Source organism: Streptomyces sp. Root1310, assembly GCF_001426425.1.
Classification (GTDB): Bacteria; Actinomycetota; Actinomycetes; order Streptomycetales; family Streptomycetaceae; genus Streptomyces.
This window is the reverse complement of the sequence record NZ_LMEQ01000004.1, coordinates 33,255-55,140: the sequence shown is the minus strand read 5'-3', so window position 1 is coordinate 55,140 and position 21,886 is coordinate 33,255. Positions and strand designations below refer to the sequence as shown.

Sequence of the window (21,886 nt, the reverse complement as noted above, 5' to 3'; positions counted from 1 at the left end):
CAGCACGACCGCCCCCGGCAGCGCCGCCACGAAGCTGAGCACGCCGTACACGACGGCGACCGCGAGGCCGGTGCTCGCGCCGAGCCCGGCGGCGCCGAACGCCCAGGCGGTGACGCCCTCGCGCGGTCCCCAGCCGCCGACGTTCAGCGGCAGGCCCATGGCGAGCAGGGCGAGGACGGCGATCGGCAGCAGTTCGAGGACGGAGGCGTCGGAGCCGGCGACCCGCGCGGCCACGACGAACATCCCGAGGTGCCCGGCCAGGACGACCGCCGACGACACGGCGACGCCCGGCCCGTTGCGCCGCGACAGCAGTCCCTCGCGGGCCTCGGCAAGTCCCGCCCTCAGCCGGCCGTCGCGGCGCGGTGCCGAGGAGTTCATCCGGACGGCGAGGAGGACGGCGAGCGCGCCCACACCGGCCAGCAGGACCAGCGGGGCGATGTGCCGTACGTCCTGCATGACCGGGGAGGGCAGGGTCAGCAGGACCGTTACGCCCGCGACGGCCAGCACGAGCTGTCCCGCGGTGCGCTCCAGGACCACCGCCCGCACGCCGCGTCCGACGTCACCGGCGCTCTGCCCGTGCCGTACCGCGCGGTGCACGTCGCCGAGGACGCCGCCGGGCAGGGCGGCGTTGAGGAACAGCGCCCGGTAGTAGTCGGCGACGGCAGGCCCGAGCGGCAGCCGGATGCGCAGCCCGCGGGCCACCAGCGCCCAGCGCCAGGCGCTGAACACCGTGGTGACCGCGCCGATCCCGAGCCCCACCAGCAGCGTCGGCACGTCGATCCGGCGCAGTCCGTCCATGAAGACCCCGGTGCCCAGCCGCCACAGCAGCACGCCGAGGATGACGACTCCGGCGACCGTCCCGAAGTGCGTGCGGACGGCCCGGTTGCCGAGCAGGGCGCGCAGCCGGGAGGGCTTCCTCGTCCGCGGCCCGGTCACGATGACACCGATGCGGGCCTCGGACACGGCGGCGCCGGTGCGGGCCACCGACGGGCTGCCCAGGGGCCGGCGCGCGGCCGCTCCGGCTCCCTGCGCCCACCCGGCCGGTGGCGCGGCCGTCACCGGGGGGCTCACCGTCTCCGCGCTCATCAGGCCGCCCCGCCCGTCGGCCGGGCCAGGGCCAGCAGGTCGCTGTGGTGGACGGTGACGTGCAGTTCACCCGCCGCGCAGGCCGCCAGCCGGGCGGCCAGGTAGGCCTCGGCGCGCTCGGCCAGGGCGGGGCGCTCCTCCACGGCCGCGCCGACCCAGCCGCGCAGCCACTGGGCGGTCAGGCCCACGTTCTCGGGGCCGAGCCGCCACGGGCTCGGGTGCACCTTGACGGTCGCGCCGTGGGCGGCGAACGCCTCGCAGGCGACGGCCACCGAGTCGGGGCCGAGGAGCCCGCCGCGCCGCTGGTGGTCGTTGAAGGCGGCGGCGATCTCGTCGTCCAGCGGGTCCGGCGCGCTCAGTTCGACGCGTCCGGCGACCGAGAGGGTCAGCAGCGCCGGGCAGCCCGCCCCCGCACAGGCGGCGGCGAGCGTCTCGACCTCCTCGCGGGTGAGGACGTCGAGCAGCGCGGACGCGGTGACCAGCGAGGCGCCGAGCAGGGCGTCCGGGGTGAGGCGGGCGACGTCGCCGCGCCGGGTCTCGACGGTGACCCGGCTGCCGTCGGCGGCCGCCCGGGGCGAGGCGACGGCCGCGAAGTGCAGGAGGTAGGGGTCACGGTCGTGCAGGATCCAGTGCTGGCCGCCGTCCAGGCGCGGGGCCAGCCAGCGGCCCATCGAGCCGGTGCCGCACCCCAGGTCGTGGATGGCGAGACCACCGCGTCCGGGCAGGTTGGCGAGCCGGATGCGCAGCGGGTCCAGCAGTTCCATCGACCGGGCGGCGGCGTCGGCGGGCTCGCGCAGCTCCAGCCACTCGGGGGCGTAGCGGGGCTGCTCGTCCGGCCCGGCGTCCCGCAGCCGCACGGTGGGCCGCTCACCGGCCGCGCTCACCGGCCCGGCGCCGGCGATCACGCCGAGCACCGCGTCGTCGGCACCGGAACCCAGGGACTCCACCACGGAACCAGCCTCCTTGCGGACCGGCTGTGCCGGAATGCCGCCCACGCGTCGTGCCATGTCGGCCGGGGTCGCCGTCGTCTTCCTCATGCAGCCCTCCGGGGCTCGCTGGGAAGCCTGCCCAGGACACCGGCCAGGCTCTGGGCGGTCGTCGCCCAGCCGTTCAGGGCCGCCCGGCGACCGCGCGCGGCGGCCTTGAGACGACGTCGTACGTCGGCCTCGCCGAACCAGCCGCGCAGCTCGACCGCGAGGGCGGCCGGGTCCTCCGGCGGGACGAGGATGCCGGGAACACCGCCGTCGGGGGCGCGGCCGACCGCCTCGGGCAGCCCGCCGACGTCCGTCGCGAGGACGGGGATGCCACGGGCGAGCGCCTCGGTGACGGCCATGCCGTACGTCTCCGCGTAGGAGGTGAGGACCATCAGGTCGGCGGAGGCGTAGGCGGCGTCGAGCTCGGCGCCGGCCTTCGGGCCCGCCAGCTCCAGCCGGTCCTGAAGGCCGTACCTGGCGATCAGGCCGCGCAGATGGGCGACGTACTCCGGGTCCTGCCCGAGTCCGCCGACGCACACGCAGCTCCACGGCAGGTCTCTCGCCGCGGCCAGCGCCTCCACCAGCCGGTGCTGGCCCTTGCGCGGGGTCACGGCGGCCACGCACAGCAGGCGCGACACGCCGTCGGTGCCGGAGGCGAGGGGGGCGATGTCGGCGCCGGGGGCGGCGGCATGCACGCGCTCGGGGGCGAGTCCGTGGTGGGAGACGAGGCGGCGCACCGCCCACTCGCTGGTCGCGACGACGGCCGGGACGGCCCGCAGCACGGCCCGCTCCTTGGCGTCGAGTTCGGCCGCCACCTCGGGTGCGAGGCCCCGCTCGTCGCCGAGCGGCAGGTGGACGAGGACGACGAGCCGCAGCCGCTCCGCCTCGGGGGCGATGATCTCCGGAACCCCGCAGGCCACCAGCCCGTCGAGGAGGACGACCGTGCCGTCGGGGAACTCCCGCAGCGTCCGCGCCAGCTCCGCGCGGGCGCCCGCCTCGGGGCGGGGCCAGGAACCGGACACCTGGTGCTTGTGCACCTGCCAGCCGAAGCCGGGCAGATCCAGGCAGAGGCGCCGGTCGTAGGCGTTGCCGCCGCTCGGGTTCGCCGCGTCGTCGACACCGCCCGGCATCACGAACTGCACGGAGCGCAGGGACATGGGGATGATCCCGCCGATCTTGGGAAGCGCGGCCTGCGCGGGCACGTACGCGAGCGGGGCCTGGGGCACGGCCGCCTTCTCCAGGGTCACGTCGGTCACAGGGCACGCTCGTAACTCGCCCAGGCGACGTGCGACTCGTGCAGGCTGACCGCGATGGCGGCGATGCCCCGGGCGCCCTCGCCGAGCGCGCCCTTGTGGATGCGCTCCGCGAGCCGGTCCGCGACGACCTTGGCCAGGAACTCGGTCGAGGTGTTGACCCCGGCGAAGTCGGGCTCGTTGTCGAGGTTGCGGTAGTTCAGCTCGCTGACCACGGCGCCGAGCTCCTGCGTGGCCAGCCCGATGTCGACGACGATGTTGTCGTCGTCCAGCTGCTCGCGGCGGAAAGTGGCGTCCACGAGGAACGTCGCTCCGTGCAGGCGCTGCGCGGGTCCGAAGACCTCGCCGCGGAAGCTGTGGGCGATCATGATGTGATCGCGGACGGTGACACTGAACAACGGACGACCCTCCAGGTGCGGCGCCTCTGCTCCCCCGGCCGTTGGCCGCCGGGGGATGCCGTGTAGTACGGCTCTTCGCTTCCCCTTGTTCAGCCCGATCTCACTCTTTTCTCAGGTCAGGCGCTCTTGTTCGTACCTGACACGGTGACACAGGGCCGGAATCTCGCCGGTCGCGAGCTTCGGCATCACCTCCGGGAGCTCCTCGAAAGCGCTGTCTCCGGTGACGAGGGCGTCGAGCGCCGGGTCGGCCAGCAGCTCCAGGGCGAGCGCCAGCCGGTCGGCGTACGTCCGGCCGGCGCGGCCGCCCGGGGAGACGGTGCCGACCTGGCTGCTGCGGATGACCAGCCGCCGGGAGTGGAAGTCCTCGCCGAGCGGCAGGGAGACCTTCCGGTCGCCGTACCAGCTCAGTTCGAGGACGGTGCCCTCGGCGGACAGCAGCTCCAGCGAACGGGTGAGGCCCTGTTCGGTGGCGCTGGCGTGCACGACGAGGTCGAGACCGCCCCGGGCGTCCTCGGGGGAGGCGAAGTCGACACCGAGGGCCTCGGCGACCTTCGCCCGTGCCGGGTCGGCGTCCACCAACTGCACGCGGACACCGGGGAAGCGGGCCAGCAGCGCGGCCACCGAGCAGCCGACCATGCCGCCGCCGACCACCGCGATCCGGTCGCCGACCAGGGGCGCCGCGTCCCACAGCGCGTTGACGGCCGTCTCGACGGTGCCGGCGAGGACGGCCCGCCGCGCGGGCACCGAGTCCGGTACGACCGTGACCGCCGCCGCCGGGACGACGTACCGCGTCTGGTGGGGATAGAGGCAGAAGACCGTGCGCCCGACGAGCGCCGCCGGTCCCTTCTCCACCACCCCGACGTTGAGGTAGCCGTACTTCACGGGTGCCGGGAAGTCGCCCTCCTGGAACGGCGCCCGCATCGCCGCGTGCTGGCTCCCGGGCACCCCGCCGCGGAAGACCAGGGTCTCCGTGCCGCGGCTGACGCCGGACCAGAGCGAGCGCACCAGCACCTCGTCCTCGGCCGGGTCGGGAAGGACCACCTCGCGGATCTCTCCTTCACCCGGAGAGCTGACCCAGAACGCACGAGCGGTGACAGACATCGGCATCCTCCTGAACGATCGGCAACCGGCCCACGTACCGAGGTGTGCACAGTCCGCGCACAGTACGCGGCACTGATCATCTTTGTCATCTGGCCGGAGGAATGTGCGGTGGCCCTGAACAACACTTACGACGCAAGGCTGGTCCAGCAGGAGACCGCTGTGGGAGCGGGCGTTCAGATCCTGTTGCTGGCTCTGCTCGGCTCGGCGATCGGCCTGGGGCCGGCGGGCTGGGTGACCGGTCTCGTCTTCGCCATCGCCACCTGGGCGGTGCTCTCCCGGGCGCTGCACCGCTCCAGCCTGCGCTCGTTCGGCCCGGCCAACCGGGTCACGCTCGGCCGGGCGACCCTGGTCGGCGGGGTGACCGCGCTGGTCGCGGACTCCTTCGAGAGCACGCCGCCGGTGACGCTGCTGGTCGGCCTGACGGCCGTGGCCCTCATCCTCGACGGCGTCGACGGCAAGGTCGCCCGCCGTACCGGCACCTCGACGGCGCTGGGCGCGCGTTTCGACATGGAGGTCGACGCGTTCCTGATCCTGGTGCTCAGCGTGTACGTCTCGATGGCGCTCGGACCGTGGGTCCTCCTGATCGGCGGCATGCGCTACGTGTTCGTCGCGGCGGCCCGTGTCGCCCCCTGGCTCAACGCCCCGCTCCCGCCGAGCACCGCCCGCAAGACGGTCGCCGCCCTCCAGGGCGTCCTGTTGCTGCTGGCGGGCGCGAACCTGCTGCCGTACGCGGCCAACTTCGCCGTCGTCCTGCTGGCGCTGGGCTCGCTGGTGTGGTCCTTCGGCCGGGACGTGCTGTGGCTGCGGCGGACCTCGCGGATCGCCGCGCAGGCTCCGGCGCCGAAGGTCCTGGAGCTCGTGTAACTCCCCTCTCCCATGGGGCGGGGCCCGGACCGGGTGCACGGTCCGGGCCCCGCCCCATGGGCCTTCCGGGTGGTTACGACCGTGCCGACCGCGTCCGTACGACGGCGAAGCCGGCCGCCGCGAGGCCCAGCACGCCGACGGCCAGCCCCGCGGCCCCCAGTCCGCGGGCGGTGGAGTCACCGGCGTCGGCCTCGGTCACCTGGACCGTGCCGCTCCCGGTGCCCTGCGCGCCGCTCGCGCCGTCCCCGCCGTCCCCGCCGTCCGCGCTCTTCGAGGCGGTGTCCGAGGTGCTGTCGCCGTCGTCCGCCGCCGCTCCTGCTGCTGCTGTCAGCTTCAGCACGGGCGCCGGGTTCTCCGGTTCGTCCGCGCCCGCCTCGGCCTCCTCGATCCAGCGGACGGTCCTGCCGTCGGAGTAGGTCTGGAGGGTCTTGAAGGCCAGTTGAGCCGCGTCGTCGGGGAGCCGGCCGAAGGCGACGTCGAAGTCCTCGTACTGGCCGGCGCCGATCTTGCCGCCGGTCCAGGTGATCTCGGAGACGGCCTCGGTGATCGTGCCGTCGTCGGTCTTGACCGGCGTCTTGAGCTTCGTGGTCGTCACTTTGGCGGTCCAGCCGTCCTGCGGATGGACCAGCACGCCGAGCACGGGGTGGTCGGTGGGCAGGAAGACCTGGACCTCGGTGGTGCTCGCGGTGTCCTCCTCGTTGGGGACCCGGAAGCTGAGGACGCCGTCCGTGGCGCCCTTGGCGTAACTCCCGGGGTGCACGGTGACGTGCGCGGAGGCGGCGCCGGCGGCGGCGAGGACCGCGGCGGCGGCGAGCACGGTGCCGAGACCGGCGCGGCGCAGGGCGGGGTGTGTCGTGGACATGAGTGGGTGATCTCCGTACAGGAAGAAGGGCGTCCGGCGCGGGGCCGGCACGGGGTCAGATCGCGTACGGGATCGGGGCGGGCGGTCCGCGGCGGCTCACCGCGTGACGCAGCAACAGCTGCCGGAGCGGCACGGGAGCCGGGGCGGCGGGGCGGACCGACGGCACGGGCGGCGGGACGGGGGTCCCCCGCCACCAGGCCGCGAGGCCCGGCAGGAGGGCGACCGCCCGGCGCAGCAGCGACCACAGGGCGGCCTCTCCGCGCCGCAGCCACCAGGAGGCGGCCAGGGCGGCGAGGACATGGACCGCCGTCGCGTGCGGGGTCATGGCCGTGACGGCGTGGGCGTGCAGGTGCATACCGTTCGCCTGCATACCGTGGGCGTGCATACCGTGGGCGTGCATACCGTGGGCGCGCATACCGTGGGCGCGCATACCGTGGGCGCGCATACCGTGCGCGGACGTCATGGGCATCGCGGGCATGGTCCGCGCGGCCGTACGGGAGCGGGCCGCGTCGAAGGCGACGTGCAGGCCGGCCTGGGTGGCCAGCATGGCCGCGCCGATCCCGGGCAGGGCACGTTCGCGGGCGCCGAGCAGCCACCCGGCGGCGAAGACGGCCAGGAATCCGGCGCCGTCCGCCCACGGCGGCGGCGTGTCACCCGTGGCGAGCCCGTGCCCGGCGGCGGCCAGCAGCACGCACACCGCGGCGAACACCGCGGCGCGCAGACTCCGGAAGGCCGGGGACGCACTCATGGTGAGGGATCCTCCCACGCTCGACCGATACGCCGACCGCCGCTCCGGCGTTCACGCTCTGCCTGTTCCTGCGCGCCCGGTTCGCACGCAGCCGCGTTCACGCGTCATGCGTTCACGGGTTCGCGGCCTCCCGAGTTCGTGCCCTCCCGAGTTCACGTGCTCCCGCGTTCACGTGCTCCCCCGTACAGGCACTCCCGGGTTCACGTCCGCCGGGGAAGGAGCGCGACGGCCGCGGCCGGTACGGCGGCCAGGAGGAGCCAGGGGACGGCCGGGGGCAGCCCCGCGTCCAGGAGGCCGCCGGTCGCCGCGCTGCCGAGCAGCACGATCAGACCGGAGACCGAGGACAGTGCCCCGGTGTACAGGCCGAGCCGGCCCTCCTCGGCGAGGTCGGGCACCCAGGCGCGGGCGGCGGGCACGACGAGCATCTGACCGAGCGTGAGCAGCAGGACGAAGCAGGCCGCGGGCAGCAGCCCGGCCGTCCCGGTCCGTCCGGCGGGCCGGGCGACGGCCACCACGGCGAATCCCGCGGCGATCAGCACGAGCCCGGCCGCCATCGAGCGGCGCAGGTCGATCCGCTGCACCGCCCACCGGGTGACCGGCAACTGGGCGGTCACGACCAGCAGCGACGACAGTGCGAACAGCCAGGCGAGCGGCGCCTGCGAGGCGGCCGCCCGCTCCACCTCGGCGGGCAGGGCGAGATAGAGCTGGTTGTAGGCGAGGAGATAGGTGCCGTACGCGCAGCACAGGGCCAGGAAGCGCCGGTTGCGGAGCAGCGGGCCGACGCCGCCGCGCACCCGCACCCGGGTGCGGCCGGGGATGTGCCGCGGCAGCAGCCGGGCGTGACCGGCCAGGACGAGGACGAAGACGCCGGCTCCGGCCAGGCACACCGCGCGGAAGTCGACGGCGAGGAGCAGCGCGCCGAGCAGCGGCCCGACGAACGCCCCGGCCTGCCCGGCGACCGTGAACAGCGCGAGCACCCGGGTCCGCGGCCCGCCGCCCGACTCCTCGTGCACGACGGCCTGCCGGGCCACCTCGGATTCGACGGCGGGTGAGAACAGCGCCGCCGCGAACCCGATCAGCAGCACCGCCCCGACGACCGTCCAGGTCTGCTCGGCATGTCCGAGCCAGCCGAACCCGGCGATGCGCAGCACGCATCCGGCGAGGACGACGGGCCGGACGCCGTACCGGTCGGCGAGAGCGCCGCCGATCACGAACAGCCCCTGCTGGCTGAAGGTCCGCAGTCCCAGCACGAACCCGACGAGCCAGCCCGCCATGCCGATCGCGTCGCCGAGATGCCCGGCGAGGAAGGGCAGGACGGCGAAGAAGGCTACGTTGAAGGCGAGTTGAGTGAGGATCAGCAGGCGCAGGAGAGGGGAGAGCGGGGCCGCCCCCTTCGCAACGCGGCGCGGGGAAAGCCGGGTCGCCGTCATCCGGCTCCCACCAACTCCGGTCGCGCGGGCGGCTGTTCCTCGGCGAGCGGGTCCGCCGTTCGAGGTCGCCGCGGCCTCGGGCGCCGCAGTCCGCCGGCCGCGGTCACCGCCAGGGCGCCGAGGAGCGCGAGGACGGTCGCGGGGGCGAGGACGGCCCAGGGGGCACGTTCGGCGTACGGCTGGTTCTCGGCGAGGAGCAGGCCCCACTCGGGGGACGGCGGCTGGGCGCCGAGGCCGAGGAAGCCCAGGGAGGCCAGGGCGAGGGCGATGCCGGGCAGCCGGAGGAGGGCATGGCGGACCACGGGCGGGAGGACGGCGGGCAGGAGCTCGCTCCTCAGCAGATACCCGGGCCCGGCGCCGAGCGCGCGGGTGGCTGTCAGGTGGAGCGTGGCCCGTTCCTGGCGCAGCAGCGCGGAGGTGTGCGCGGCGAGCGGCGCCCAGGCCACGACGGCCACGGCGAGAACGGGCGTGGCGGACCCGCTGCCCCAGACCGCGGCGACGAGGAGCGCCGCGAGCACCGGGGGTACGGCGTTCACGGTGTCGACGAGCGGCCCGGACAACCGGGGCAGCAGCCCGAACAGCACTCCGGCCGCCAGCGCGACCGCGCTGATGGCGAGGGCGAGGAGCAGGGTGTCGAGGGCGCCGTGCGCGACCCGGGCGAGGACGTCGCGGCCGAGCGCGTCGGTGCCGAACGGGTGAGCGGTGGACGGGGGCCGGAGCCGGGCCGCGGTGTCGAGGGCGAGCGGATCGCGGGGCAGGCCGAGGGAGATGACGACGGACAGCAGAAGACCGTATGCGATCGGCAGGATCCTGTGGACCGGCGGCGATGGCCGGTGGAGTGTATGCAATGCGCCGTCGCGCAGCGCGGGGCCGATGAGCAGCCGGGCGACGAGCCGGGCGCCGACGGTGGTGACGGCAGCGAGGGCGACGAGGACGAGGGTCCCGGCCTGGAGGACGGGCAGATCCTGCGCGATCGCGGCCTGCAGGGTGGTCCGGCCGAGCCCCGGGATGTCGAAGATCTGCTCCACGGCGACGGATCCGCCGGTCAGCCCCACGACGAACAGCCCGAGATTGGGCAGCAGTGCGGGCACACAGCGGCGCAGCGCCTTGCGGGCGATGCTCCGACCGGGCAGTCCGCGCGCGGCGGCGGCCACCGCCCAGGGCTCGGCGAAGGCGGCGGGCAACTGGTCGTCGAGGAGGCGCCCGAGCACCGCACCGGCGGGCAGCCCCAGGGCGAGCGCGGGCAGCACCGTCCACTGCGGGCCGTACCAGCCGAGAGCGGGCAGCCATCCCCACTGCACACCGACGACGGTGGCGAGCACGGAAGCGGTCAGGAACTCGGGCAGCGCGGCGAGCACGGCGGAACCGGAGCCGCCGCCGGGCCGGCCCTCCAGTCGCCGCCGGGCACCGAGGTACAGGGTGCGGGCGCACACTCCGGCGGCGGTGACCAGGGCGACCGTCAACGCCACCGCCATCAGCAGCAGCGACGCGCCGAGGGCATCGAGGACACCGGGCAGGACATCGGCGCCGGAGATCCACGACCGTCCGGCGTCCCCGCGCGGCAACCCGGCCAGCCACTGCCCGAGGAGACGCAACGGCCCGTCCTCCAAGCCGAGTTGGGCTCGGACGTCGGCGAGCACCGCGGGTGTGGCGTCACGGTCGGCGGACCGCGCCTTCACCACCGTCAGCGCCGGGTCGGTGTGCGACAGCCAGGGCAGCAGCCCGATGCCGCACACCAGCAGCGCGGCCAGCACGGCACGCCACAGCAGCGTGCCCAGCCTGCTCCTCATGCCGTCAGCGCCGGGTCCCGGCACCTACGAGCGTGCGCTCGTAGGGATCGAGAAGCACCCCGCCGACCTCGGCGCCGACGCCGGTGATGACGCGCTGGTGGACCAGCGGGACGACGGCGTCGGTGGCCAGGATCGCGGCCTCGGCGGCCAGGGCGGCGTCCTGCCGCTCACCGGTGTCGGCCACCGTCTGGGCGGCGGCGACCGCCCGGTCGACGCCCCGGTCGCACAGCAGGGCGAGGTTGTAGCCGCCGTCGCAGGTGAAGTCACTGGCCAGCAGGGAGACGGGGTCGCCGGTGTCGAGGAGACTGTTGCGGGCGCCGAGGAAGGCGTCGAACTTCCCCGCGAGCGCGTCGCTCTCCAGCCTCGAGTACTCACGCACCTCCAGCTTCACCTGGAAGCCGGCCTTCTCCAGCTGCTGCTTCAACACCTGTGCGGCTTCCGGAAGTTCGGGCCGGTTGTCGTAGGTGGCGAGGGTGAGCCGGGCACCGCCGGGACTACCGGCCGCCACCCGCCCGGCGGGCGGGACGCGCTTGCCCGCGGCCCAGGTGACGGCGGGGCCGTAGATGCCGGCGCCGGCATCGGCGTGGCCCTCGTAGACGCCTTCGGCGAGGGCGGAGGTGTCGACGGCCGCACGCGCGGCGGCCCGCAGGGCCGGGTCCTTGAAGACGCCCGACCTCGCGTTGAGGAGCAGGCTGGTGGTGCGGGTCGTGGCGGTCTCGCGGCGGGTGTCCGCGTCGAGGGTTGCGGCCTGGGCGACGGGTATCGCCTCGGCGAGGTCGACCTGAGCGGTGCGCAGGGCGTTGGCGCGGGCGGTGCCGTCGGCGATGAAGCGCACCTCGACGCCGGAGGCCTGGGCCCGGCCGCCCCAGTAGTCGTCGAAGCGGTCGAGACGGGCGGCGGTGGCGCCGGTGACCTCGGCGAGTTCGAAGGGCCCGGTGCCGGTGCCGACCGGATCGACGGCGCCCTTCTTCCCGTAGGCCTTCGGAGCGAGGACGGCGAGGCCGGGACTCGACAGGCGCAGGGGCAGGACGGGGTCGGGGGCGGCGGTGGTGACGCGTACGCCGGTGCCGCCCTCCGCCTTCGCCGTGAGGGTGACGCCGGAGAGCGCGGCCGGGACCGGCCGGGCCTCGGTGGCGTGCGTGAGGGAGGCGGCGACGGCGGCGGGCGTGACCTGCGTACCGTCCTGGAAGGCGGCCTCGCGCAGGGTGAACAGCCAGTTGCGGTCGTCCTCACGGCGCCAGGACGCGGCGAGTGCGGGGGCGGCGGCGCCGTTGGCGTCGAGGGCGGTCAGCCCCTCGGTGACCCCCAGACGGCTGAGGATCGTCGCGTCGGCGCCGTGGGGGGAGAGGTTCTCGGCGGGCGGGAAGGCGAGCGCGACGCGCAGCCGGGAGCCGTGGTCGGCGCCGGAGGCCGCAGCGGCGTCGTCACCGGAGGAGGCGAAGCAGCCGGCGAGCAGCGGCGTGAGGAAGACCGCGGCGAGCAGTCGGGGAGGACGGGGACCGCGGGAGAGGCGGGGACGAACGGGACGGCGGGGCGAGCGCATGGAGTTACCGGCCTGTGGGACGAGGGCGGGAGGAGGAAGAGGCAGCGGGGGCGGGCGACGCGGGGGCCGGGGCGGCGGGGTCCGACGGGGCGAAGGGGGAGGGAGAGACGGGGAGGTGGACGGCGAGAGGGACATCGAGAGGGACATCGAAGTGCACGACGCCCTGACCGCCGGTCACTCCTTCCCGCTCGTCGTGCACGACGGTGCCGAGCGACCGCCAGAACCCCTCGGCTCCCTCCACGGCCGGGTCCGTGTGCAGATAGACGGCTTCATAGCCGCCGTCCGCGGCCGCGAAGGCGAGGAGTTCGGCGACCAGCCTCCGGGCGAGGCCGCGTCGGCGGTGCTCCCGGCGGACGTAGACACGGCGCAGTTGCGCGGTCGTGCCGCAGGGGTAGCGGTCGGCGACATGGCGTGGGTTCGGCGGGTGCGCGGGACCCCGGGAGTCCAGGGCCGCCGTGGCGACGACCCCGCCGCCCCCACCGTCGAGCGCGACCAGCAGGGTGTGGCGGGCCGGGACGAGGTAGGCGGCCACGGGATCGATGATGTCGCCGTGCCAGCGGGGCACGTAACCGGTACCGAAATCGCGGTAGACGGTGTCGAGCATGACGGCTCGGGCGCCGTCGAGATCCTCGGGGCCCGCGGGCCTGATGCAGTAGTCATGCACTTGCGAATCATATGCATTAAGCGGAGCAAGTTGATCACTTGACCGTCCCTCCCGGATTTGACAGAGATCACGGAGCGCCCCTAAATCTAGTCACATGACTTTCATTTTCAACAAGGGGGTGCTGTGATGCGCGTCGCGTTCGTGGGGAAGGGCGGCAGCGGCAAGACGACCCTGTCGGCCCTGTTCGCCCGGCAGTTGGCGCGATCCGGCGCACCGGTGCTGGCCGTGGACGGCGACATCAACCAGCATCTGTCCCAGGCCCTGGACCCCGCGGCGGACACGGCGCCCTTCGAGGCACCGCCCCTGGCCGCGCATCTGGGCGACATCAAGGACCTGCTGCGCGGCACCAACACGCGGATCACCTCCCGCGAGGCGATGGTCAAGACCACCCCGCCGGGCCGGGGCTCCCGGCTGCTGCGCCTGCTGGGCGACGACGCACTGCACACACGGCACGTCCAGCGGGTCGGTGGCGTACCGCTGATGGTGACGGGCGAGTTCGACGAGAGCGACCTGGGGGTGGCCTGCTACCACTCCAAACTGGGCGCGGTGGAGCTCTATCTGAGCCACCTGGTCGACGGACCGGGCGAGTACCTGGTGATGGACATGACGGCCGGCGCCGACGCCTTCGCCTCCGGCCTGTTCACCCGGTTCGACATGACCTTCCTGGTGGCCGAACCCACCCGCAAGGGCGTCTCCGTCTACCGCCAGTACCGCGACCACGCCCGTGAGTTCGGCATCCCCCTCGCCGTGGTCGGCAACAAGGTGACCGGCGAGGACGACCTGCTCTTCCTCAAGGAGGAGGTGGGCGACGACCTCCTGACCCACCTCGTCGCCTCCCCCTGGGTCCGCTCGGCCGAACGGGGTCACCCACAGGGCGAGTTGGAGGGCGTCAACCGCCACGCCATCGACCTCCTGCGCGAGACGGTCGACGCCCGCGAGAAGAACTGGCCGACCCTGCACCGCCACGCCGTGGAGTTCCACCTCCGCAACGCCCGCGCCTGGGCGGACGCCGCGACCGGTCAGGACCTGGCCGCCCAGGTGGACCCCGAGTTCGTCCCGGGCCCGGCATCACTTCACTGACCTGCCCCGAGAAGACACCGCGCACGTCGAGGCGGACGTGGCCCCTCTCCCCTCTCCCCTCTCCCCTCCCCGCTCTCCCCTCTCCACAAGAACAGGACACCCATGTCTCTCGACGTCTCCCCGAAGCTCCTCTCCCAGGCCGAAGCCGGTGACATCCGCGAGGAGGACTTCGTGGACACCGTCCGCACGTCCCTCCCCTACGCCTACGACCTCATCGCCTCACTCGCCGCCGAACTGCACTCCGACACGGTCGAGTTCACCGACAACCAGACACCTCCCGCGTCCGAGCAGGAACGCGGCCAGCTCCTGCGCGCCCTCGCCAGCGACGCCATCCGCGGCAGCCTGGAACGCCACTTCGGCGTGACCCTGGCCTTCCAGAACTGCCACCGGGTGGCGGCCTTCCGCCCGGCGGCCCGGGACGGGGCGACGTACGCCCGGTTCACCTCGACGCGGGCGCAGGTGCTGAACCAGTCGGCGGAGCTGCGGGACTGCTGACCCACGCCGGCCGATTCCTCCACCCGACGGGCCGACCCACCGCCCAGCGACCGGGTCGGCCCGTCAGCGGTCCGTGAACTCCTGCACGAGCGAGACGAACCGAACGGCGTCGTCCCGCCAGGGAAAGTGCCCCGCTCCGGGCTGGACGGCGAGTTCCGCTTTCGGGAACAGTTCCGCGAACTCCCTCATCACGCGTGGCGGAGCCGCCAGGTCCGTCTCCCCCGCCAGGAGCAGGACCGGCGACGGGAAGGCGGCCAGCGCCTCGCGGGTGGCGGCCGGGGAGAAGGCGCCCTCGGCCGTGTACTCGGCCGCCGCCTCGTGGTTCTTCGCCCGCTCACCCGCCTCGTCGAAGGCGCGGGCGGCCTCGTCCCAGCGGGCGTGCCAGAAGGGGGCGACGGCGTTCCAGGAGTCGGCCGTGGCCCGCCCGGCGGTAACCGCTTCCAGGGCCGCGTACGCAGGGGCGAACCACGGCTCGTCCCGGCGCAGGCGGGCCGTGGCGAGGCGGTCCTCCGCGGTGATCTCGAGGTCGACGGCGTAGACGCTCGGGGTGATCAGCAGAAGACGGGCGACGCGGTCGGGGTGACGGGCGGCGTAGAGCAACGCGAGGTTGGCTCCGCCGGAATGGGCGAGCAGGTCCAAACGATCGAGGCCGAGGTGCTCACGCAGCGCCTCGACGTCGTCGACCTGACGATCGCAGCGGTACGACGACGTGTCCCGCGGAACCGCCGACTCCCCGGTGCCCCGCGGGTCCAGCCCGATCAGTCGGTGGCGGGACGTGAGCCCGCCCAGGTCGCCCAGGTACCCGGCGGACTGCATGGGCCCGCCGGGCAGACAGACCAGGGGCGGCCCGTCGCCCGCCTCGTGGTGGGCGAGGAGGGTTCCGTCGGGGGCGGTGAAGGTGACCATGCGCGAAGCGTTTCAGGGCAGTGGGCGCGGAACAAGCGGATTCGACGGCTCGGAGCCGAGGCCCGCCCCTCGCACACGTGCACGCATTTCCTTCACGGTTTCATGCAACCTTTCCCACATCCGGAGAGTCCGCGTCTACATGTACGCGCACGTTCCGAACCGGCGGGCCCCCTGCGGGCCGGCTCGCCCCGCCCGCACAGTCCGCCGCAGGCCACAGCCCCGACGCCCCGTCCTCCGAGTGAGTTCCCGTTGATCGACAGCACGACCTCCCACCACTCCCACCGGGGCGGGCACGCCACCGCCGCGCCCGCCCCCGCCGATGTCCGCGCGGACCGCCGTCGCCTGATCGAAGCCATCCGCGCCCTCCGCCGCCTCCTCGACAAGCGCCGCCCCTTCGAGCTCACCGACCGCCGCCGGCTGAACCACGAGGCGAGGAAGCGAAGCCGCGCGGAAGCCACCCACGGCAAGTCGCTGCACCGCATCGCCGAGAGGCAGACCCGCCAGGAGCGGTCCCTCGCGCGCCGGCTGAACGGCCTCGACGGCAGACGTGACCATCAGGAAAGACAGGCCCTCGCCGTCCTGCGCCGAGAGTCCGTCGAGCGCACGCTCCGCGGCAGCCGTCTCACCGCGAGCGACGTGAACGGCATCGGCAGCGGCCTCGTTCGCGCCCTCGCGGCCCAAGGCATCACCACGGCCGCGGACTTCACCCGCGTCAGCTGGGGCAGGGCTCCCAACGGCAAGGGCGGCGAGGTCCTCTACATCCACCGCGCCCAGGGCCGCAAGGTGCACATCAACGGCATCGGCGAGCACCGGGGCCGACCCCTGATGGAGTGGCGCCGAGCCGCTCTCGCCCGCGCCGAGGCCCGCGCCCCGCGCGAGCTCCCGCCGGACGAACGTCACCGCATCGCCGAGATCATCGAGGCCGAACGCACCCGCCTGCAAGGGGAACTGGCCCAGGCGCCCGGCACGGCGGAGGCCGCCCGCGCGGAGGCCGTACAGCTGCACACCGAGGTCCTCGGACGTCTCACCGCCGCCGAACGCGAGGCCGCGCGACGCGCCGCCGAACGGCGAGCCGAGTTCGACACGATGGCTGAGCAGTTGCTCACCCTGCAGGCCGAACTGACCGCCCACATGGACCGGCACGGCGACGCCGGCCGCCGCATCCGCCGCGCCCAGACGCGTGCGCTGCGCCCCCTCCCGGAGAACGCGCCCGTCCCCGCCGCGCCGATCCCCGCCGTGATCCCGGCCCCGCGCACGCCCCTCACCCTCACCAAGACGGAGTCGGGGGCGGGGACCAAGGGCCAGGCGCAGGCGCGCACGAGGGCCGAGGCCCCGCCGCCGGTCGCGACGCCGACGCCCTCCCCCGGCACCCGGGCAAGCCTCGGCTGGCTGCTGCCGATCCTCTACTTCGGCTTCACGACGCTCGTCGGCGTGGGTGAACTGGGTGACAACACTGCCCCCTTGGGGCTGATGATCTGCTCCAGGCTCTTCGCCTTCGCGGCCACCGCGGAACTGCTGCGCCTGTGGGTCCCCCGCAGGAGCTGGCGGACGCCGAGCCCGATGCCCTCCGGGACGGGCCCGCAAGCCTTCGGGGTGTTTCTCGCCCTGACCGCCGCCGGCATGTTCGCCGACGAGAAATCCGACGTGTTCCTGATCGCCTGCGTCACGTCCGTCCTCGCTGCCGCACTGCTCGTGACGGGTGCCCGTCTGCGGTGGAAGGAGCGAGAGGGCGCAGCAGGCGGGACGACCACTCCCTTCGGCTGATCCGTCCCGCCCTCTCCTGCGACTTCCGCCGCTCCCGTCGTCCGGTGCAGACCGCGGCTACCCCTTCTGCTCCACCCGCACCCAGTCCACCTCCGCCTGCACTCCCCCGCCCGCGATCCGGTCCACGCTCGACTGCGGCAGGCCCCAGTACGGGGTCGTGACCTGGTTCCAGCCGGCGGGGTACGCGCCGCCGAGGGCGAGGTCGAGGATCACGTACTGGCTGTGGCCGTAGACCCACTGGCCGCGGGTGGACGAAGCGGGTGGCAGGAGGGGCTTCAGGGAATGCCGTGCTCATGACATTCCCGGATCCGGGGCACGGTGGACGCGCGCGCTCCCCCACCCGCGCCCGCCGTGCCCCGCGCCCTCAGGCGGCCCTCACCACCCCTTCCCGGTGGCTGCGGATGATCTCCGCGTAGTGGCGCCCGGTGCCCTTGATCGTGCGGGCCTGGGTGCGGTAGTCGACGTGGACGAGACCGAAGCGCTTGTCGTAGCCGTACGCCCACTCGAAGTTGTCCAGCAGGGACCAGGCGAAGTAGCCGGCCAGCGGGGCGCCCTTGCGGGCGGCGGAGGCGCAGGCGGCGAGGTGACCCGTCAGGTAGGCCTGGCGTTCGGGGTCGTCGACGGTGCCGTCCGGGCGGACGATGTCCGGGTACGAGGAACCGTTTTCCGTGACGTACAGCCGTCGCGCTCCGTACTCGTCGGTCAGACGGAGCAGCAGTGTCTCGATGCCGCTCGGGTCGACCTCCCAGTCCATGCCGGTGCGCGGGACGCCGTCTCGGCGGACGGAACGGGCGTGCGGCGCCGGCCCGTCGGGGTCGTCGCTCACCGTGGCCGGGAAGTAGTAGTTCAGGCCCAGCCAGTCCAGCGGCGCGGCGATGGTCGCCAGGTCGCCGGGCTTCTCCGGGAGTTCGACGCCGTACACCTCGCGCATGTCGGCCGGGAAGCCGCGGCCGTGTACCGGGTCGAGCCACCAGCGGTTGGTGTGGCCGTCCATGCGGCGGGCGGCGGCGACGTCCTCGGGCCGGTCGGTGGCGGGGTGGACGGTGGAGAGGTTGTTGACGATCCCGATCTCGGCGTGCGGGACCGCCGCCCGGATGGCCTGGACGGCGAGTCCGTGGCCGAGGAGCAGGTGGTAGGAGGCGCGGACCGCCGCCGTCAGGTCCGTGAGGCCGGGGGCCATCTTGCCTTCGAGGTGGCCGATCCAGGCCGAGCACAGGGGTTCGTTCAGGGTGGCCCAGTGGGTGACGCGGTCGCCCAGCCGCTCGGCGACCACCGACGCGTACGCGGCGAAGTGCTCCGCGGTCTCCCGCTCGGGCCAGCCGCCGCGGTCCTGGAGAGCCTGCGGAAGGTCCCAGTGGTAGAGGGTGACGGACGGGGTGATGCCCGCCTCCAGCAGGCCGTCGATCAGCTTGTCGTAGAACGCGAGGCCCCTGGGGTTCGCCGGACCGTCGCCGCCCGGCACCACCCGGGGCCATGCGATCGACAACCGGTAGGCGTTGGTGCCGAGTTGCCGCATCAGGCCGATGTCGTCGCGCCAGCGGTGGTAGTGGTCGCAGGCGACGTCGCCGTGGTCGTCGCCCGCGATCTTTCCGGGAGTGTGCGAGAAGGTGTCCCAGATCGACGGCGAACGGCCGTCCTCCGCCACGGCTCCCTCGATCTGGTACGCCGAGGTGGCGGTTCCCCACAGGAAGTCCTGGGGCAGGGCGGCAAAGTCGATGGTCACTGAAGTCCTCTCGGAATCGGGGTGGTTGCTCACTTCACGGCTCCGGCCGTCAGCCCGGCGACGAGATAGCGCTGAAGCAGCAGGAAGCCGGCCACCACCGGCACGCTGACCACCAGCGAGGCGGCCATGATCTGGTTCCAGTACACGTCGTTGAGGGTGGAGTAGCCCTGGAGTCCGACGGCGAGCGTGCGGGTGGTGTCGTTGGTCATGACGGAGGCGAACAGCACCTCGCCCCAGGCGGTCATGAAGGCGTAGACGGCGACCGCCACGATGCCGGGGATCGCGGCCGGCACGACGATCCGGAAGAGCGCGCCGAGCGGACCGCAGCCGTCCACGAGCGCCGCCTCGTCGAGATCGCGCGGCACCGAGTCGAAGTAGCCGATCAGCATCCAGATGGAGAAGGGGAGGGAGAAGGTCAGATACGTCAGGATCAGGCCGCCGCGCGAGCCGAACAGCGCGATACCGGTGGCGTTGCCGATGTTGACGTAGAGCAGGAACAGCGGGAGGAGGAAGAGGATCCCGGGAAACATCTGCGTCGACAGCACGGTGACCGTGAACACGCGTTTCCCGCGGAAGTCGTAACGGCTCACCGCGTAGGCGCTGAACACGGCGATCACCACGGAGCAGACCGTGGCCGCGCCCGCCACGACCAGTGAGTTCACGAAGTACCTGGCCAGCGGGACCGTCGACCAGATGTCGATGTACGGGCGGATCGTCAGGCCACTGGGCAGCCAGCGGAACTTCCCCGTGACGTCCGCGAGGGGCTTCAGGGAGCTGGAGACCATCACGTAGACCGGCAGCAGCACGAAGCCGGTGAGCACGGTGAGGAAGATCCGCCGGGACCAGAGGAACGACCTCGGTGGTGCCATGGGGGAACTAGCGCGCATGTGAGGCCCTCCGTCCGCGCGAGGTGACGGCCAGGTAGACGCCCGTCACGGCCAGCAGGAAGAGCAGCAGCAGGACGGACATCGCCGACCCTGTGCCGAAGTTCCAGGTCACGAAGGAGGCTTGGTAGATGTGGACCGAGATGAGATCCGCGGCCTCCGGGGCGGCCCTGCCGAACAGGACGAACGGCGTGTTGAAGTCGTTGAACGTCCAGAGGAACAGGACGAGCAGCAGGACCTGGTTGACCGGGCCCAGGGACGGAAGGGTGATCCGGCGGATCTGCTGCCACCGGCCCGCGCCGTCCAGCGCGGCCGCCTCGTACAGCTCGCCGGGGATGTTCTGCAGGCCGGCCATCACGATGAGGAAGGCGAACGGCCAGCCCTTCCACACCGACACGGTGAGCAACGCGTAGAAACTGTTGTCGCCGATCAGCCAGAAGGAGGGCTTGTCGGTGAGGTGCAGCTGGTCGTGCAGGACATGGTTCACCAGGCCGTTGTCGTGCTGGAACATGAAGACCCAGGTGATCACGGCCGCGTAGACCGGCAGGGCGTACGGCACCAGGAAGAGCGCCCTCAGCAGCCCCCGGCCGCGGAAGGTGTCCTGCATGAAGATCGCCGCCGCGGTGCCGATGAGCCAGCACAGCCCCACCGAGAGCAAGGTGAAGCCGACGGTGACGAGGAAGGAGTGCAGCAGCGCCTCGCCGACCGGGGCGTCGAAGTCCACCGACACCCGGTAGTTGTCGAGGCCGGACCAGGGAGCCGTGCCCCAGTCCCGGATGTAGAACTGGGTGAGCTCCTTGAAGCTCATCACGATGCCGATCACCATCGGCACGAGATGCACGAGGAGTTCGAGGACGAGAGCGGGCAGGAGCAGCAGGTAGGGCAGTCCGATGCGGCGGATCCTGCCGGGACGCGGGCGCGGGGCCCGACCGGTGCCAGGGGCCGCGCGAGGCTTTTCGACCTCGGCCGTGGTGGTCATCTGGCTCACTTCGTCCGGCTCACTTCGTCGGCATCTGCTGCTGGGCCTTGGCGAGCTTGGCCTTCACCGACTCGGTGGTCACCGGGCGGCCGGCCGCCGCGTCGGCGAACAGTTCCTTGACGGCCGTACCGATCACGGTCTCGAACTGGGACTCGTCCGCGACCTGCGGCAGCGCGGCGGCGCTCTTGGCGAGGGTGTCCTTCAGGACCGCGTTCGCGGGAGAGTTGAAGCCGGGGTCCGACTGGGCGGAGGCGACGGGCGGGATGGTGCTGTAGGCCTTGTTGAGGATCTTCTGCTCCTCGTCGCCGGTCATGAACTTCACGAACTCGGTGGCGCCGTCGAGGTTGTCGGTGTTCTTGAAGACCGCCAGGTTGATGCCCGCGACCATCGAGTTGACCTGGGCGCCGGTGCCGGGGGTGCCGGACTGCACGGGCACCGGGGCGATGCCGTACTTGTCCTCGCTCATGCCCTGGGACTTGAGGTTGGCGGACGCGCTCTGCCACAGCAGCATCGCCGTCTTCCCCTTGGCGAAGTCGCTCACGGACTGGTTCTGCGCGTACTCGGCGTTGCCCTGCGGGATGGCCTTGTCCTTCGCCATCAGGTCGACGTACTGCTTGACCGCCGAGACTGCGCCGTCCGACGTGAAGTCGGGCTTCCCGTCGGCGGTGAAGAAGTCGGCGCCGTGCTGCTTGGCGAAGACGAAGACATGGTGGACGTTTTCCGAGACGTTCGCGCCCTCGGCGCCCAGGACCTGCTTGCCCTTCGCCTGGATCTTCTTGCCGTCGGCGACCAACTCGGCCCAGGTGGCGGGCGGTTGCGCTATACCCGCGTCGGCGAAGATCTGCTTGTTGTAGTACAGGGCGTAGGCCATCGAGTACAGCGGCACCGCGGCCGGGTCCTTGCCCTGCGCTCCGGTCGAGCCGAGCGCGGATTCGACGAAGCGGTTTCTGCCGCCGATCTTCGCGAGGTTCGCCTCGTTCCAGGGCAGCAGTGCGCCGGTCGCCTGGAGCGAGGCCGACCAGGTGTTTCCGATGTTGAGGACGTCGGGGCCCTGGCCGGACGTGGTCGCCGTGAGGATCCGGTTGAGCAGGTCGGACCAGGGGACGACCTCCAGCTTCACCTTGATCCCGGTCTGCTTCTCGAACTTGTCGAGTTCCGGCTGGAGGACCTTCTTGTCCACCTCGATGCTCGCGCCCTGGTTCGAGGCCCAGTACGTGAGCGTCTTCGGCGCGTCGTTGGACCCCTCGCCGTCCGTCGAGGTACCGCCGCCACAGGCCGTGGCCGCGAGGGCGAGTGACATGACGACGGCGCCTGTGGCCGCGGCTCGGATGGTGCGCATGGG

General features: G+C 73.0%; 18 protein-coding genes and 3 pseudogenes. 4 read left to right on the top strand and 17 right to left on the bottom strand.

Annotated elements, in window-relative coordinates; translation table 11 throughout:
- Positions 1-24: 24 nt before the first annotated feature.
- The 5 genes and pseudogenes from ASD48_RS12815 to ASD48_RS12795 all read right to left on the bottom strand — a co-directional run.
- Positions 25-1,086 (bottom strand): annotated as a pseudogene (locus tag ASD48_RS12815) (lysylphosphatidylglycerol synthase transmembrane domain-containing protein); the annotation flags it as partial.
- Positions 1,086-2,123: a hypothetical protein gene (locus ASD48_RS12810; RefSeq protein ID WP_057601689.1), complete on the bottom strand. Its 1,038-nt coding sequence runs from the start codon at positions 2,121-2,123 to the stop codon at positions 1,086-1,088. The pseudogene ASD48_RS12815 and the gene ASD48_RS12810, both read right to left, overlap by 1 nt.
- The gene (locus ASD48_RS12805) at positions 2,120-3,316 is read right to left on the bottom strand and encodes a glycosyltransferase family 4 protein (RefSeq protein WP_057601688.1); all 1,197 of its coding nucleotides are present in this window, start codon (positions 3,314-3,316) and stop codon (positions 2,120-2,122) included. Before ASD48_RS12805 ends, ASD48_RS12810 begins: the two co-directional genes overlap by 4 nt.
- A complete protein-coding gene (locus ASD48_RS12800; RefSeq protein ID WP_020125703.1) occupies positions 3,313-3,711 on the bottom strand; it encodes a 6-carboxytetrahydropterin synthase in 399 nt (132 codons plus the stop codon). The genes ASD48_RS12805 and ASD48_RS12800 overlap by 4 nt, the downstream gene beginning before the upstream one ends.
- A gap of 111 nt (positions 3,712-3,822) precedes the next feature.
- Positions 3,823-4,812, bottom strand: coding sequence for a zinc-binding alcohol dehydrogenase (locus ASD48_RS12795; protein WP_057601687.1), 990 nt, complete (start codon positions 4,810-4,812; stop codon positions 3,823-3,825).
- 108 nt (positions 4,813-4,920) lie between these two features.
- On the opposite strand from ASD48_RS12795, the gene ASD48_RS12790 reads away from it, so the two are divergent.
- A complete protein-coding gene (locus ASD48_RS12790; protein ID WP_057601686.1) occupies positions 4,921-5,676 on the top strand; it encodes a CDP-alcohol phosphatidyltransferase family protein in 756 nt (251 codons plus the stop codon).
- Between the two features lie 73 nt (positions 5,677-5,749).
- On the opposite strand, the gene ASD48_RS12785 is transcribed toward ASD48_RS12790, so the two are convergent.
- The 6 genes and pseudogenes from ASD48_RS12785 to ASD48_RS12760 form a co-directional block, all read right to left on the bottom strand.
- Positions 5,750-6,538: a YcnI family protein gene (locus ASD48_RS12785; protein WP_057601685.1), complete on the bottom strand. Its 789-nt coding sequence runs from the start codon at positions 6,536-6,538 to the stop codon at positions 5,750-5,752.
- 55 nt (positions 6,539-6,593) lie between these two features.
- Positions 6,594-7,286, bottom strand: coding sequence for a hypothetical protein (locus tag ASD48_RS12780; protein ID WP_057601684.1), 693 nt, complete (start codon positions 7,284-7,286; stop codon positions 6,594-6,596).
- A 200-nt stretch (positions 7,287-7,486) separates the two neighbouring features.
- Positions 7,487-8,716, bottom strand: a complete 1,230-nt coding sequence (locus ASD48_RS12775; protein ID WP_057601683.1) for an MFS transporter — start codon at positions 8,714-8,716, stop codon at positions 7,487-7,489.
- Complete coding sequence (locus tag ASD48_RS12770) at positions 8,713-10,506, bottom strand: ABC transporter permease subunit (protein ID WP_057601827.1); 1,794 nt, start codon at positions 10,504-10,506, stop codon at positions 8,713-8,715. The genes ASD48_RS12775 and ASD48_RS12770 overlap by 4 nt, the downstream gene beginning before the upstream one ends.
- A gap of 4 nt (positions 10,507-10,510) precedes the next feature.
- Positions 10,511-12,049 carry an ABC transporter substrate-binding protein gene (locus ASD48_RS12765; protein WP_057601682.1) on the bottom strand — a complete coding sequence of 513 codons (1,539 nt, stop codon included), beginning with the start codon at positions 12,047-12,049 and terminating at the stop codon, positions 10,511-10,513.
- A 136-nt stretch (positions 12,050-12,185) separates the two neighbouring features.
- A pseudogene (locus ASD48_RS12760) lies at positions 12,186-12,713 on the bottom strand (GNAT family N-acetyltransferase); the annotation flags it as partial.
- A gap of 126 nt (positions 12,714-12,839) precedes the next feature.
- Between ASD48_RS12760 and ASD48_RS12755 the strand changes: the two are divergent.
- Both ASD48_RS12755 and ASD48_RS12750 read left to right on the top strand, forming a co-directional pair.
- A complete protein-coding gene (locus ASD48_RS12755) occupies positions 12,840-13,793 on the top strand; it encodes an ArsA-related P-loop ATPase (RefSeq protein ID WP_057601681.1) in 954 nt (317 codons plus the stop codon).
- A gap of 102 nt (positions 13,794-13,895) precedes the next feature.
- Positions 13,896-14,288: an SCO5389 family protein gene (locus tag ASD48_RS12750; protein WP_057601680.1), complete on the top strand. Its 393-nt coding sequence runs from the start codon at positions 13,896-13,898 to the stop codon at positions 14,286-14,288.
- 63 nt (positions 14,289-14,351) lie between these two features.
- Here the strand turns inward: ASD48_RS12750 and ASD48_RS12745 are convergent, their stop codons facing one another.
- Positions 14,352-15,194, bottom strand: a complete 843-nt coding sequence (locus ASD48_RS12745; protein WP_057601679.1) for an alpha/beta hydrolase — start codon at positions 15,192-15,194, stop codon at positions 14,352-14,354.
- A gap of 249 nt (positions 15,195-15,443) precedes the next feature.
- Here ASD48_RS12745 and ASD48_RS12740 point away from each other — a divergent pair, with 249 nt between their 5' ends.
- Positions 15,444-16,958: a hypothetical protein gene (locus ASD48_RS12740; RefSeq protein WP_057601678.1), complete on the top strand. Its 1,515-nt coding sequence runs from the start codon at positions 15,444-15,446 to the stop codon at positions 16,956-16,958.
- 57 nt (positions 16,959-17,015) lie between these two features.
- Here the strand turns inward: ASD48_RS12740 and ASD48_RS41780 are convergent.
- From ASD48_RS41780 to ASD48_RS12720, 5 genes and pseudogenes are all read right to left on the bottom strand, one after another.
- Positions 17,016-17,210, bottom strand: a pseudogene (locus ASD48_RS41780) (glycoside hydrolase family 16); the annotation flags it as partial.
- Between the two features lie 112 nt (positions 17,211-17,322).
- Complete coding sequence (locus ASD48_RS12735) at positions 17,323-18,681, bottom strand: GH1 family beta-glucosidase (RefSeq protein ID WP_057601677.1); 1,359 nt, start codon at positions 18,679-18,681, stop codon at positions 17,323-17,325.
- 29 nt (positions 18,682-18,710) lie between these two features.
- The gene (locus ASD48_RS12730) at positions 18,711-19,550 is read right to left on the bottom strand and encodes a carbohydrate ABC transporter permease (protein ID WP_057601676.1); all 840 of its coding nucleotides are present in this window, start codon (positions 19,548-19,550) and stop codon (positions 18,711-18,713) included.
- Positions 19,551-19,557: 7 nt separating this feature from the next.
- Positions 19,558-20,544 (bottom strand): sugar ABC transporter permease, encoded by a 987-nt coding sequence (locus tag ASD48_RS12725; RefSeq protein WP_057601675.1) that lies wholly within the window; start codon positions 20,542-20,544, stop codon positions 19,558-19,560.
- Positions 20,545-20,563: 19 nt separating this feature from the next.
- Complete coding sequence (locus ASD48_RS12720) at positions 20,564-21,883, bottom strand: sugar ABC transporter substrate-binding protein (RefSeq protein ID WP_057601674.1); 1,320 nt, start codon at positions 21,881-21,883, stop codon at positions 20,564-20,566.
- Between the last annotated feature and the right edge of the window lie 3 nt (positions 21,884-21,886).

Excerpts from the sequence above, each read along its gene's own strand:
- ASD48_RS12810 (WP_057601689.1), bottom strand. The coding sequence starts at position 2,123 with ATGAGGAAGACGACGGCGACCCCGGCCGACATGGCACGACGCGTGGGC.
- ASD48_RS12795 (WP_057601687.1), bottom strand. The coding sequence starts at position 4,812 with ATGTCTGTCACCGCTCGTGCGTTCTGGGTCAGCTCTCCGGGTGAAGGA.
- ASD48_RS12785 (WP_057601685.1), bottom strand. The coding sequence starts at position 6,538 with ATGTCCACGACACACCCCGCCCTGCGCCGCGCCGGTCTCGGCACCGTG.
- ASD48_RS12780 (WP_057601684.1), bottom strand. The coding sequence starts at position 7,286 with ATGAGTGCGTCCCCGGCCTTCCGGAGTCTGCGCGCCGCGGTGTTCGCC.
- ASD48_RS12775 (WP_057601683.1), bottom strand. The coding sequence starts at position 8,716 with ATGACGGCGACCCGGCTTTCCCCGCGCCGCGTTGCGAAGGGGGCGGCC.
- ASD48_RS12770 (WP_057601827.1), bottom strand. The coding sequence starts at position 10,506 with ATGAGGAGCAGGCTGGGCACGCTGCTGTGGCGTGCCGTGCTGGCCGCG.
- ASD48_RS12765 (WP_057601682.1), bottom strand. The coding sequence starts at position 12,049 with ATGCGCTCGCCCCGCCGTCCCGTTCGTCCCCGCCTCTCCCGCGGTCCC.
- ASD48_RS12755 (WP_057601681.1), top strand. The coding sequence starts at position 12,840 with ATGCGCGTCGCGTTCGTGGGGAAGGGCGGCAGCGGCAAGACGACCCTG.
- ASD48_RS12750 (WP_057601680.1), top strand. The coding sequence starts at position 13,896 with ATGTCTCTCGACGTCTCCCCGAAGCTCCTCTCCCAGGCCGAAGCCGGT.
- ASD48_RS12745 (WP_057601679.1), bottom strand. The coding sequence starts at position 15,194 with ATGGTCACCTTCACCGCCCCCGACGGAACCCTCCTCGCCCACCACGAG.
- ASD48_RS12730 (WP_057601676.1), bottom strand. The coding sequence starts at position 19,550 with ATGGCACCACCGAGGTCGTTCCTCTGGTCCCGGCGGATCTTCCTCACC.
- ASD48_RS12725 (WP_057601675.1), bottom strand. The coding sequence starts at position 20,544 with ATGACCACCACGGCCGAGGTCGAAAAGCCTCGCGCGGCCCCTGGCACC.
- ASD48_RS12720 (WP_057601674.1), bottom strand. The coding sequence starts at position 21,883 with ATGCGCACCATCCGAGCCGCGGCCACAGGCGCCGTCGTCATGTCACTC.